The organism is Neisseria sp. P0014.S002 (genome assembly GCF_051958295.1).
In the GTDB taxonomy this organism is placed as follows: Bacteria; Pseudomonadota; Gammaproteobacteria; order Burkholderiales; family Neisseriaceae; genus Neisseria; species Neisseria flavescens_B.
In genome coordinates, this window is record NZ_JBQCVO010000002.1 from 125,111 (window position 1) to 138,215 (window position 13,105).

The following is a 13,105-nucleotide window of genomic DNA, read 5'->3' on the forward strand; positions in this document are numbered from 1 at the left end:
CACACACAGGCCGTCTGAAAACAGAAAGACCACCATGACCGCATCCATGTACATTCTTTTGCTGTTGGCACTTATCTTTGCCAACGCACCATTTATTACCACCAAATTCTTCGGCATCATCGCCCTGAAACGCAAACACATCGGCCATCACTTGATCGAATTGCTGGCAGGCTTCCTTCTTACCGCGATCCTCGCCTATATTCTCGAATCACGCGCCGGAGCCGTACATGCCCAAGATTGGGAGTTTTATGCGACCGTTGTCTGCCTCTACCTGATTTTTGCTTTCCCATGCTTCGTATGGCGTTACTTTTGGAATGAGCGGAATAGAGAGTAGGATTTGAATAAGGAAAAGGCCGTCTGAAAGATTTTCAGACGGCCTTTATTTTGTTCGATGTTAAATATCGTTTAGAAAACAAGGCTGTTGGGGCGTAAAGCCTTGTCGTGAGGGCGGTTTAACGGTACTATTCTCGGTTAATCCTGTTTTATTCCTATGAAATTGAAAGTATAAGATGATTAATGATATTCAAAAGACAGCTGAAGGCAAAATGCAGCGTTCTCTGGAAGTGTTGAAAGAAAACTTGGCTAAAGTGCGTACCGGCCGTGCGCATACCGGCCTGCTCGACCAAGTGGAAGTGGAATACTGGGGTAGCATGGTGCCTGTGAGCCAAGTGGCGAACGTGACGCTTTTGGATGCGCGTACGATTGGTGTGAAACCGTTCGAGAGCAATATGGCTGCAAAAGTCGAGAAAGCGATCCGTGATTCCAACTTGGGCCTGAACCCTGCTTCTGTCGGAGATTTGATCCGTGTCCCTATGCCTATGTTGACTGAGGAACGCCGTAAAGATTTGATCAAAGTAGTACGCGGCGAGGCGGAAGAGGGCCGTGTGTCTATCCGCAATGTGCGCCGTGATGCAAACGACCACATCAAAAAATTGTTGAAAGACAAAGAGATTTCTGAGGATGAAGCCCGCCGTGGCGAGGAAGCGGTTCAGAAGTTGACCGACAAATACATTGCTGAGGCAGACAAGCTCTTGGCTGCCAAAGAAGAAGATTTGATGGCAATTTAATCCTGTGTGCAAACCGTTCAGACGGCCTTTGGACGGTTTGCTCCCTGAAAGGCAGACATGAAAAGCAGTACGCAGACGATTTTGGAACACTCTGCCATCCCCCGACATATTGCTGTGATTATGGACGGCAACGGACGTTGGGCAAAGAAGCGTTTTCTTCCCCGTGTGATGGGGCATAAGCGCGGCTTGGATGCGCTGGAGAACATGGTGAAGCATTGTGCTGAACTGGGTGTGCAGTATTTGACCGTGTTTGCTTTTTCGACTGAAAACTGGCGACGCCCCGAGGAAGAAGTTTCTTTTCTGATGGGGCTGTTTTTGCAGGCTTTGCAAAAGCAGGTGCGCCGTTTGCACGACAACAATATGCGCTTGAGAGTCATCGGCAGCCGTGAGCGGTTTCATGCTGAAATCCTGAAGGGGATTGAGGCGGCAGAGGCGTTGACGGCAAATAATACCGGTTTGACTTTGAGCATTGCTGCCGATTATGGCGGCCGCTGGGATATTTTGCAGGCGGCAAATCAGTTGATTGCCGAGGGTGTAACTGAGATTACGGAAGAGGCGTTGTCGCGCTATTTGATGTTGGGCGATGCACCCGAGCCGGATTTGTTTATCCGTACCGGCGGCGAGACGCGCATCAGTAATTTTCTGCTGTGGCAGATGGCGTATGCGGAATTGTATTTTACGGATACGCTGTGGCCTGATTTTAATGAGAAATCGCTGAGCGAGGCGATTGCTTCGTTCCAAAAACGGGAACGCCGCTTCGGGCGGACTTCCGAACAGCTGCCGGTTGAGCAGCAACGGGGTTGAGAACTATGTTGAAACAACGGATTTTAACGGCGCTGTGGCTTTTGCCGCTGATGCTGGGTATGCTGTTTTATGCACCTATGTGGCTGTGGGCGGCGTTTTGCGGCCTGATTGCTATGCTGACTTTGTGGGAATATGCCCGCATGAGCGGCTTGGACAAGCTGAAAATCAATCATTATCTGGCTTCAACGCTGGTGTTTGGTGTGATTGCTTATGCCGGCGGTTGGCAGCTGCCTGATTTGGTTTGGTATGTCGTATTGGCGTTTTGGCTGATTGTCATGCCTTGGTGGCTGAAAGCGAAATGGAAGTTAAACGGCGGCTGGCAGGCTTACACGGTCGGTTGGTTGTTGGTGATGCCGTTTTGGTTCGCATTGGTTTACCTACGCCCTCAGCCTGAAGATGCGCTGTCTTTATTGGCAATTATGGGTTTGGTGTGGGTGGCCGATATTGGCGCGTATTTCTGCGGCAAGTCGTTTGGCAAGCGCAAAATTGCGCCGACCATCAGCCCGGGTAAAAGCTGGGAAGGTGCGATCGGCGGTGCATTATGCGTTGCCGTATACATGACCATCGTATGGAAAGCAGGTTGGCTGGCTTTTGAAGCCGGTTGGTTAAAAACTATTTTGATCGGCTTGATTCTGACCGTTGTCAGCGTGTGCGGCGATTTGCTGGAAAGCTGGCTCAAACGTGCGGCCGGTATTAAAGACAGCAGCAATCTGTTGCCGGGACACGGTGGCGTGTTCGACCGCGTGGACAGCCTGATTGCCGTTATCAGCATTTATGCCGCCTTTGTATATTTGTTTTAAACCGCCTGTCTCACATGGTTGGGGGAGCTGATTATGTCAGAACAAAAACAGATTTCATCTTTATCGATCTTGGGCGTATTGTTGGCACTGGGATTGATGGCTGCGGCGTTTATTTTGGGCGTGCAGTTTAAGAATCTGCGCCAACCGGGGACGATTACCGTAAAAGGTTTGGCGGAGAAAAACTTCCAATCTGACAGCGCGACGTGGAATACGGGCGTGAACGCGCACGGCGAGAGCTACCAGGAAGTTTTGGATTTGCTGACGGCAAGACGCAAGAAGCTGTCTAAATTTTTGGGTGAGCAAGGCTTTACGGCGGCTGAAATGAAAGTGGGCCTGCCCGAAGTGTCGCGCGTTTTCAATGAAACCCGCGATGAACTGGGCAACGTAACCCGCACGCCCAACGGCTACGATGGCGACCTCAATATTGTGGTTAACACCAAAAAACTGGACAAAATTCAAGCCGCCCAGCGTGCCATTTTGAATTTTCGTGCGCAAAACGAATTTATCCGCTTCGATAATCCGCAATATTTGCTGGGAAATTTGGAAACCATCAAACGCGATTTGATTACGCAGGCGACGGAGGATGCGCAGAAACGCGCGGCCGAATTTGCCAAAACCGGCGGCGGCAAAGTGGGTGCCATGCGTTCTGCTTCGCAAGGCTCGTTCAATATCTATGCCGACACCGGCAGCAGCGAGGACGACGAGTACGGCGGTTCTTACGATAAAAGCACCGTCGGCAAACAAGTCCGACTGGTTGTTACCATCGAATACGGCATTGAGTAATTCTTTCAGACGGCCTTTTCAGCTGGGAGGCAAAAGGCCGTCTGAAAATTGAAAACGGCAAAGAAATCTATTTCAAACACAATGAATACCGTTTGCACAGCACATAAAGAACACACCATGACACAACAAGTTCTGACCATATTAGGCAGTACCGGCAGCATAGGCGAAAGCACTTTAGACGTTGTCTCCCGCCATCCCGAGAAATTCCGCGTGTTCGCGCTGGCAGGGCATAGGCAGGTGGACAAGCTGGCGGCGCAATGCAAACAGTTCCGCCCGGAATATGCCGTTGTCGGCGATGCCGGCCATGCAGCCGAGCTGGAAAAGAAACTCAAACAAGAAGGCATCAGTACGCAGGTCTTATATGGTTCTCAAGCCCTGATTGACGTAGCTTCTGCCGATGAAGTCAGCGGCGTGATGTGCGCCATTGTCGGTGCGGCCGGTTTGCCGTCGGCTTTGGCTGCCGCTCAAAAAGGCAAAACCATTTATCTGGCAAACAAAGAAACGCTGGTGGTTTCCGGCGCATTGTTTATGGAAACCGCCCGTCAAAATGGCGCCACTGTCTTGCCGATTGACAGCGAACACAACGCCATCTTCCAAGTATTGCCAAGGGATTACACAGGCCGTCTGAATGAGCACGGTATCAATTCGATTATTCTGACCGCATCGGGCGGCCCCTTCCTTAACACCGATTTAAGTACATTTGACAGCATTACGCCCGAGCAGGCGGTCAAGCATCCGAATTGGAGCATGGGGCGCAAAATTTCCGTCGATTCTGCATCAATGATGAATAAGGGCTTGGAGTTGATTGAGGCACATTGGCTGTTTAACTGTCCGCCGGAAAAACTGGAAGTCGTCATCCATCCGCAATCCGTGATACACAGCATGGTGCGTTATCGAGATGGTTCGATATTGGCGCAGTTGGGTAATCCCGATATGCGTACGCCGATTGCTTATTGCTTGGGCCTGCCCGAACGTATTGATTCCGGCGTGAGCGAGCTGGATTTCGGCGCGTTGTCCGCATTGACCTTCCAAAAGCCTGACTTTGACCGTTTCCCATGTCTGAAACTTGCCTATCAGGCCATGAATGCAGGCGGCGCCGCACCTTGCGTGTTGAACGCCGCAAACGAAGTTGCCGTGGCCGCTTTTTTAGATAAACGCATCAAGTTTACCGATATTGCCAAAGTCGTTGCCTACTGCCTTGCACAAGATTTTTCAGACGGCCATCATGATATCGAAAGCCTGTTGGCGCAAGACGTGCAAACACGCAGACAGGCAGAAGCCTTTATCGGCAAACAATAAAGCTTCAATGACAGGCCGTCTGAAACGTCAACCGCTTGGCATTTAGGCAGACAAAATGGAACAACTGCCTTTATAATCGGTTTTCAGACGGCCTTATCCGTTGATCATCACATTCCATTCAGGGGATTTTTTTGCAAACCTTTTTAGCCTTTATCGTCGCCATTCTGATTTTGGTCAGCCTGCATGAGTTCGGACACTATATTGTTGCCCGCTGGTGCGGTGTTAAAGTCGTGCGCTTTTCCGTCGGCTTCGGTAAGCCCTTTTTCACCCGAAAACGCGGCGATACCGAGTGGTGTCTTGCCCCGATTCCGCTGGGCGGTTACGTTAAAATGGTCGATACGCGCGAAGGCGAGGTGGCGGACGCAGATTTGCCGTACGCCTTTGACAAGCAGCATCCGGCCAAGCGCATCGCCATTGTCGCCGCCGGTCCTTTGACCAATTTGATTTTGGCCGTTTTGCTTTACGGTTTGAGCTTTTCCTTCGGCGTGACCGAGTTGCGTCCCTATGTCGGCATGGTCGAGCCTGCCAGTATTGCCGCCAAAGCAGGTTTTCAGGCAGGCGATAAAATTGTATCGGTCAACGGAATCGCCGTTAAAGACTGGAGCGATGCGCAAACCGAGATGGTGTTGAACCTTGAAGCCGGCCCTGTAAAAGTCGCTGTTCAGACGGCCTCTAATACCCAAGCCATCCGCATAATTGATGCTGCCGGCACACCTGAAGCAGGTAAAGTTGCGAAAAGCCAAGGCAACATCGGCCTTTTGCCTTTTAGAATTACTAACCGCATCGGCAAAGTCTTGGCCAATAGTCCGGCCGAAAAAGCAGGTTTGAAGGAAAACGACAAACTGCTGACCGCCGATGGGAAACCCATCGAAAGCTGGCAGGCATGGACGGAACTCTTCCGCGCCAGCCCCGGCAAACGAATCGAACTGACTTACGAGCGCGACGGTAAAATACTGGCGACCGCTATCCGTCCGGACAGCGTCGAGCAGTCGGCAGGCGTGCTGGTGGGTAGAGCAGGGCTTGCCGCCCAGGCGGATAAAGAGTGGGATAAAACCATCCGCTACCGTTATACGCCTTCCGTTGCCCAAGCCTTTGAATTGGGTTGGAACAAAACCGTCAACTATTCGTGGACGACCCTCAAATTTTTCGGAAAACTGGTTACAGGTAATGCCTCTTTGAACCATATTTCCGGCCCCCTGACCATTGCCGATGTTGCCGGACAATCCGCCAAACTCGGATTGCAGAGCTACCTCGAATTTCTGGCCTTGGTCAGCATCAGCTTAGGCGTGTTGAACCTTTTGCCCGTGCCCGTTTTAGACGGCGGACATCTGGTTTTCTATACCGCCGAATGGATACGCGGAAAGCCTTTGAGCGAGCGCATACAGGCAGTCGGCCTGCGCTTCGGACTGGCAGCCATGCTTTTGATGATGGCTGTGGCTTTCTTTAATGACATCAACCGTTTGTTTGGATAATTTATGAAACTGAACCAGATTGCTTCCGCTTTAATGGTATTGAGCCTGTCGCCAATGGCATTGGCTGACTTTACCATTCAGGACATCCGCGTCGAAGGCCTGCAACGCACCGAGCCGAGTACCGTCTTCAACTACCTGCCCGTTAAAGTCGGTGATAATTTCAATGATGCGCGCAGTGAAGAAATCATCAAAAAACTCTACGCAACCGGTTTCTTTGACGACGTACGCGTCGAGACCATGGACAATCAAGTACTGTTGACCGTGATTGAGCGTCCGACCATCAGCTCACTCAATATTACCGGCGCGAAAATGCTGCAAAACGATGCCATCAAGAAAAACCTTGAAGCATTTGGTTTAGCGCAATCCCAATACTTCAACCAAGCAACGCTGAACCAAGCCGTTGCCGGTTTGAAAGAAGAGTATTTGAGTCGTGGCAAACAGTCTGTCCAAATCACTCCGACTGTGACCAAACTCGCCCGCAACCGCGTGTCTATTGATATTGCCATCGAAGAGGGCAAATCTACCAAGATTACCGATATTTCATTTGAGGGCAACGAAGTTTATTCCGACCGCCGTCTGATGAAACAAATGTCCCTGAGCGAAGGCGGCATGTGGACTTGGATCACGAAGAGCAACCAGTTCAATGAGCAAAAATTTGCTCAGGACATGGAAAAAATTACCAATTTCTATCAAAACAACGGCTACTTCAACTTCCGCATTTTGGATACCGATATCCAAACCAACGAAGACAAAACCAAGCAGACCATTAAAGTAACCGTCAGCGAAGGCGACCGCTTCCGCTGGGGCAATGTACGCATCGAAGGCGATACGCTGGAAGTGCCGAAAGAAGATTTGGAAAAACTGCTGACCATGAAGCCGGGCAAATGGTACGAGCGCGCGCAAATGTCCAATTCGCTCGAAGCCATCCAAAACCGCATGGGTCAGGCAGGTTACGCATTCAGCGAAATCAATGTCCAACCGATTCCAAATGCCGAAACGCATACTGTTGATTTTGTGTTGACCGTTCAACCGGGCCGCAAAATCTATGTAAATGAAATCAACATTACCGGCAACAACAAAACCCGTGACGAAGTCATCCGCCGCGAGTTGCGCCAAATGGAATCGGCGCCTTACGACTCTGCCAAACTGCAACGTTCTAAAGAGCGCGTTGAGTTGTTGGGCTACTTCGACAACGTTCAATTCGATGCTGTTCCTGTGGCCAATACGCCTGACCAAGTTGACCTGAACATGAGCCTGACCGAACGTTCTACCGGCTCGCTCGACTTGAGCGCAGGTTGGGTTCAGGATACCGGTTTGGTGATGTCTGCCGGTGTGGCTCAAGATAACCTGTTCGGTACGGGTAAATCCGTTGCCCTGCGTGCTTCCCGTAGTAAAACCACAGTAAACGGCTCGTTGTCGTTTACCGACCCATACTTTACACCTGACGGCGTAAGCTTGGGCTACGACATTTACGGCAAGACTTACGACCCGCGTAAAGCTTCTTCCAGCGCGAAACAATATAAAACCACGACTTTCGGCGGCGGTTTGCGTATCGGTATTCCGGTTACCGAATATGACCGTGTGAATTTCGGTTTGGCCGCAGAACGCTTGACCGTGAACACCTACAAAGGCGCGCCTAAACGCTATGCTGACTTTATCAACCAATACGGTAAGGGCGACGGTAGCGGCGTAGGCAACTTCAAAGGCTGGTTGTACAAAGGTACCATCGGCTGGGGCCGCAACAAAACCGACAATGCCTTGTGGCCGACCCGCGGTTACCTGACCGGCGTAAACGGCGAAATCGCTTTGCCGGGCAGCGACCTGCAATACTACACCCTGACCCATAACCAAACTTGGTTCTTCCCGTTGAGCAAAGATTTCACGCTGATGCTGGGTGGCGAAGTCGGTTATGGCAACGGCTACGGCAAAACCAAAACCATGCCGTTCTTTGAAAACTTCTACGGCGGCGGCTTAGGCTCTGTCCGCGGCTTTGAAAGCGGTACGCTGGGCCCGAAAGTCTATGACGAATACGGCGAGAAAATCAGCTACGGCGGTAACAAAAAAGCCAACGTTTCCGCAGAGTTGCTCTTCCCGATGCCAGGCATTAAAGACTCGCGTACCGTCCGTTTGAGCCTGTTTGCCGATGCGGGCAGTGTGTGGGACGACAAAACCTACAGCGACAGCAGCAATTCTTATTACACCAATGGCGCGCTCCAAAACGTGTATGGCGTAGGCACAACGCACAAATCGACATTCAAAAACGAATTGCGTTACTCTGCCGGTGCTGCCGTGACCTGGCTCTCTCCGCTGGGTCCGATGAAGTTCAGTTATGCTTATCCGATTAAGAAGAAAGAAGGCGACGAAATCCAACGCTTCCAATTCCAACTCGGTACGACATTCTGATGATGTTTAGGCCGTCTGAAACCGGGTTTGTCCGTTTCAGACGGCCTCATGGCAGATTGGCGGCAAGCTTATTGCAAACCGCCCGTTTGTTTTCAAGCAAGGATTTTTATCATGAGTAAAATAGCCGACACCCTCCGTGTCCTCGCCGTAGCCCTGCCGGGTTTCGTGCTGTTGCCGCAAGCGGCGGCGGATGGCGTGCAGAAAATCGGTTTTATCAATACCGAGCGCGTTTATCAGGAATCCAAGCAGGCGCAAAACATTCAGATGACTTTGGAAAAAGAGTTCAAAAGCCGTCAAACCGCCTTGCAAAAGCTGCAGCAGGAAGGCGAGGCTTTGGAGCGAAAACTGAGTAGCGACAAGCTCAACGACAACCAAAGGGAAGCGGAAACCCAAAAATGGCGCAATCTGGTACAGAAATTCCGCAAGCAGCAGACCGAGTTGGCAGAAGACTACAACCTGCGCCGCAATGAAGAATTCGCCGCGCTCCAGCAAAATGCCAACCGTGTCATCGTCGATTTGGCCAAGCGCGAAGGTTACGACTTCATCTTGCAGGACGTGATTTACGTCAACGGCCGCTACGACATTACCGACAGCGTTATCAAAGCCCTAAATGCTCACTGACCCTGCTCGGCAGCGAATGTAACCATACAGACAAACCTAAGGCCGTCTGAAACCCAAACCGGCATCTTTCAGACGGCCTGACATCTTGACGGCAGATTATCATGACTTCACAAGCATACACCCTGTCCCAAATCGTTTCCCAGCTCGGCGGCGAATGGAAAGGCGAAGACATCGCCATTACCGCCGTCCGTCCGTTGGATCAGGCGCAGGCGGAACACATCAGCTTTTTGGCCAATCCGAAATACAAAGCCGAAGTACACGACAGCCAGGCAGGCGCAGTGATTGTGTCGCCGAAAGCCGCAGACGAATTTGCAGGCCGCAACCTGATTGTGGCTGCCGATCCTTATCTTTATTTTGCCAAAGTGGCACGATTGTTCTCGCCGATTGTCAAAGCGCAGGGCGGCGTACATCCGACTGCCGTTGTCGAGGCCAGCGCCAAAGTGCCGGCAAGCTGCGAAATCGGCGCGAATGCCTATATCGGCGCGAATGCCGTATTGGGCGAAGGCTGCCGTATTTTGGCCAATGCCGTTGTCCAACACGATTGCATGTTGGGCGATGAAGTCGTGCTGCATCCCAACGCTGTCATTTATTACGGCTGCACTTTGGGCAACCGTGTTGAAATCCACAGCGGCGCCGTCATCGGTGCGGACGGTTTCGGCTTGGCCTTCACCGGCGATTCATGGTTTAAAATTCCGCAAACCGGCGCAGTCACACTGGGCGATGATGTGGAAATCGGTTCAAACACCAATATCGACCGCGGTGCAATGAGCGACACGACCGTCAGCAACGGCACCAAAATCGACAACCAAGTCCAAATCGGCCACAACTGCAAAATCGGTTCGCATACCGTTATCGCCGCCAAGACCGGTATTTCCGGCAGTGTCACCATCGGCAATTATTGTATTATCGGCGGCGGCGTCGGCACGGTCGGACACATCGAAATCGCCGATAAAACCACCATCGGCGGCGGTACATCCGTTACCCACAGCATTACCGAAAGCGGCCAGCATCTGGCCGGTATTTTCCCGATGTCAGGCTACAAAGACTGGGCGCGCAATGCCGTTTATATCCACCGTTTGAGCGAAATGAACAAACGCCTCAAAACGCTGGAAAAACAGCTTGCCGACAGCGACGAAGCCTAAAGGCGGCGCAAACAGTCCGCGCCCCGCATCCAAATACGTTTAAACCCAATACAAACAAGGAAAGACGAACATCATGGACGTACAACTCCCGATCGAAGCCAAAGACATTCAAAAACTTATCCCACACCGTTATCCGTTTTTGCAACTCGACCGCATTACTGCGTTCGAACCGATGAAAACCCTGACTGCGATTAAAAACGTCACCATGAACGAGCCGCAGTTCCAAGGCCACTTTCCCGACCTACCCGTGATGCCCGGCGTGTTGATTATCGAAGCCATGGCGCAAGCGTGCGGCACACTCGCCATCCTCAGCGAAGGCGGCCGCAAAGAAAACGAATTCTTCTTCTTCGCCGGTATCGACGACGCCCGTTTCAAACGCCAAGTCATCCCCGGCGACCAACTGGTTTTTGAAGTTGAGCTGCTGACCAACAAACGCGGTATCGGCAAATTCAACGCCGTTGCCAAAGTCGACGGCCAAGTTGCCGTTGAAGCCGTGATTATGTGCGCCAAACGCGTGGTGTAAGAATGGGACAGGCCGTCTGAAAGTTCAGACGGCATCTTACAGGCAATACCTGTATCAGACAGCAAGGAGACAGCATGACCCTTATCCATCCGACCGCCGTCATCGACCCTAAAGCCGAACTCGACTCCAGCGTCAAAGTCGGCCCATACAGCATCATCGGTCCCAATGTGCAAATCGGTGCGAATACCGAAATCGGCCCGCACGTCGTCATCAACGGCCATACGACCATCGGTGAAAACAACCGCATTTTCCAATTTGCCAGCCTCGGCGAAATTCCGCAGGACAAAAAATACCGCGACGAGCCGACTAAGCTGATTATCGGCAACGGCAACACCATCCGCGAATTTACGACGTTCAACCTCGGTACGGTTACCGGCATCGGCGAAACCCGTATCGGCGACGACAACTGGATTATGGCCTACTGCCACCTCGCCCATGACTGCGTGGTCGGCAACCATACCATCTTCGCCAACAACGCCTCACTCGCAGGGCATGTGATCATCGGCGACTACGTCGTCTTGGGCGGCTACACGCTGGTGTTCCAATTCTGCCAAATCGGCGATTACGCCATGACCGCGTTTGCCGCCGGTGTACACAAAGACGTACCGCCGTACTTCATGGCCGCAGGCTACCGCGCCGAACCGGCCGGCCTCAACAGCGAAGGTATGCGCCGCAACGGTTTCACCGCCGAACAGATTGCCTCCGTCAAAGATGCGTATAAAACCATTTACCATCGCGGCATTCCATTTGAAGAAGCCAAGGCAGAGATTCTGAAACGCGCCGAAACCCAAAGCGAATTGGCGGTATTTAAAGACTTTTTTGCACAATCCACACGCGGCATTATCCGTTGATGGATGGATTGAAGGCCGTCTGAAACTTTTTCAGACGGCCTTTGGATTGCAAAAATCCGCGCAGTAGGGCAGGTTTCCTGTCCGTTTGCCGCCGATGCCGTCTGAAAACGGGCGGGCAAATGACCGCCACAAAATCTTTTAGCGTTTAAACCTCAACACATGAATTCCAATCCTTCCCCCCTTATCGCCATCAGCGTCGGCGAAGCTTCCGGCGACTTGCTCGGCGCACACTTAATCCGTGCCATTAAGGCGCGTTGCCCGAATGCGCGGTTTACCGGCATCGGCGGCGAGCGCATGAAGGCGGAGGGTTTCGAAAGTTTGTACGATCAGGAAAAGCTGGCAGTGCGCGGTTTTGTTGAGGTCATCAAACGCCTGCCGCAAATTTTGAAAATCCGCAAAGGGCTAGTGAGCGATTTAATCCGCCTCAAGCCGGATGTGTTTATCGGCATCGATGCGCCGGACTTTAATCTCGGCGTGGCGGAAAAGCTCAAGCAGGCAGGTATTCATACCATTCATTACGTCAGCCCGTCGGTTTGGGCATGGCGGCGCGAACGGGTCAATAAAATCGTGCATCAGGTCAACCGCGTGTTGTGCCTGTTTCCGATGGAGCCGCAGTTATATATCGATGCCGGAGGCAAGGCTGAGTTTGTCGGCCATCCGATGGCGCAAACCATGCCCGTGGAAGCGGATAGGACGGCGGCGCGGCAGAAGCTGGGTGTACCTGCGGACGTGCCCGTGTTTGCCATATTGCCCGGCAGCCGTGTGAGCGAAATTGATTACATGGCGGCGGTGTTTTTTCAGACGGCCGTATTGCTGCTGAAACGTTATCCGCAGGCACAGTTTTTGCTGCCGGTGGCGACGGCCGCAACGCGCAAACGCATTGGCGAAATTTTGGCGCAGCCTGAGTTCTCAGCCCTTCCCATCACGTTGACCGAGAAGCAGTCGGATACGGTTTGCACTGCTGCCGACGTGGTATTGGTCACCAGCGGTACGGCGACTTTGGAAGTGGCCTTGTGTAAACGGCCTATGGTCATCAGCTACAAAATTTCGCCGCTGACTTATGCGTATGTGAAAAATAAAATCAAAGTGCCGCATGTCGGTTTGCCCAATATTCTGTTGGGTAAAGCCGCCGTTCCCGAGCTGCTACAATACGATGCCGTCCCTGAAAAACTGGCGCAGGCCGTGGCAGACTGGTATGACTGCCCTGAAGCCGTGGCCGCGTTGGAGCAGGATTTCCACGCCTTGCATCTGCTGTTGAAAAAAGATACGGCGGCATTGGCGGCAGCGGCAGTATTGGAGGAAGCCGGATTTTCAGACGGCCTGAAAGACAAGTAAGGAAA

The 13,105-nt window shown here is 52.1% G+C and carries 13 protein-coding genes; all 13 read left to right on the top strand.

The window, feature by feature from the left end:
- Positions 1–34: 34 nt before the first annotated feature.
- The 13 genes from ACTHSX_RS02835 to lpxB all read left to right on the top strand — a co-directional run bounded on the left by ACTHSX_RS02835 (position 35) and on the right by lpxB (position 13,100).
- Entirely contained in the window at positions 35–334 is a 300-nt protein-coding gene (locus tag ACTHSX_RS02835) for a DUF2818 family protein (RefSeq protein ID WP_003686671.1), read from the top strand.
- A gap of 175 nt (positions 335–509) precedes the next feature.
- Positions 510–1,067, top strand: coding sequence for a ribosome recycling factor (frr, locus tag ACTHSX_RS02840; protein WP_063068560.1), 558 nt, complete (start codon positions 510–512; stop codon positions 1,065–1,067).
- Positions 1,068–1,124: 57 nt separating this feature from the next.
- Positions 1,125–1,871, top strand: a complete 747-nt coding sequence (locus ACTHSX_RS02845; RefSeq protein ID WP_440376755.1) for an isoprenyl transferase — start codon at positions 1,125–1,127, stop codon at positions 1,869–1,871.
- Between the two features lie 5 nt (positions 1,872–1,876).
- Positions 1,877–2,671, top strand: coding sequence for a phosphatidate cytidylyltransferase (locus ACTHSX_RS02850; protein ID WP_049332974.1), 795 nt, complete (start codon positions 1,877–1,879; stop codon positions 2,669–2,671).
- 33 nt (positions 2,672–2,704) lie between these two features.
- Positions 2,705–3,454 (top strand): SIMPL domain-containing protein, encoded by a 750-nt coding sequence (locus ACTHSX_RS02855; protein ID WP_003747899.1) that lies wholly within the window; start codon positions 2,705–2,707, stop codon positions 3,452–3,454.
- A 117-nt stretch (positions 3,455–3,571) separates the two neighbouring features.
- Entirely contained in the window at positions 3,572–4,753 is a 1,182-nt protein-coding gene (gene ispC / locus ACTHSX_RS02860; protein ID WP_440376756.1) for a 1-deoxy-D-xylulose-5-phosphate reductoisomerase, read from the top strand.
- Between the two features lie 131 nt (positions 4,754–4,884).
- Complete coding sequence (gene rseP, locus ACTHSX_RS02865) at positions 4,885–6,225, top strand: RIP metalloprotease RseP (protein ID WP_440376757.1); 1,341 nt, start codon at positions 4,885–4,887, stop codon at positions 6,223–6,225.
- A 3-nt stretch (positions 6,226–6,228) separates the two neighbouring features.
- Positions 6,229–8,628: an outer membrane protein assembly factor BamA gene (bamA, locus tag ACTHSX_RS02870; protein ID WP_440376758.1), complete on the top strand. Its 2,400-nt coding sequence runs from the start codon at positions 6,229–6,231 to the stop codon at positions 8,626–8,628.
- Between the two features lie 111 nt (positions 8,629–8,739).
- Complete coding sequence (locus tag ACTHSX_RS02875) at positions 8,740–9,249, top strand: OmpH family outer membrane protein (RefSeq protein WP_440376759.1); 510 nt, start codon at positions 8,740–8,742, stop codon at positions 9,247–9,249.
- 101 nt (positions 9,250–9,350) lie between these two features.
- Positions 9,351–10,391, top strand: a complete 1,041-nt coding sequence (gene lpxD / locus ACTHSX_RS02880) for a UDP-3-O-(3-hydroxymyristoyl)glucosamine N-acyltransferase (protein WP_440376760.1) — start codon at positions 9,351–9,353, stop codon at positions 10,389–10,391.
- A gap of 73 nt (positions 10,392–10,464) precedes the next feature.
- A complete protein-coding gene (gene fabZ / locus ACTHSX_RS02885) occupies positions 10,465–10,914 on the top strand; it encodes a 3-hydroxyacyl-ACP dehydratase FabZ (protein ID WP_003681704.1) in 450 nt (149 codons plus the stop codon).
- Between the two features lie 74 nt (positions 10,915–10,988).
- A complete protein-coding gene (gene lpxA, locus ACTHSX_RS02890; RefSeq protein ID WP_440376761.1) occupies positions 10,989–11,765 on the top strand; it encodes an acyl-ACP--UDP-N-acetylglucosamine O-acyltransferase in 777 nt (258 codons plus the stop codon).
- 159 nt (positions 11,766–11,924) lie between these two features.
- A complete protein-coding gene (gene lpxB / locus ACTHSX_RS02895) occupies positions 11,925–13,100 on the top strand; it encodes a lipid-A-disaccharide synthase (RefSeq protein WP_440376762.1) in 1,176 nt (391 codons plus the stop codon).
- The last annotated feature ends 5 nt before the right edge of the window (positions 13,101–13,105 follow it).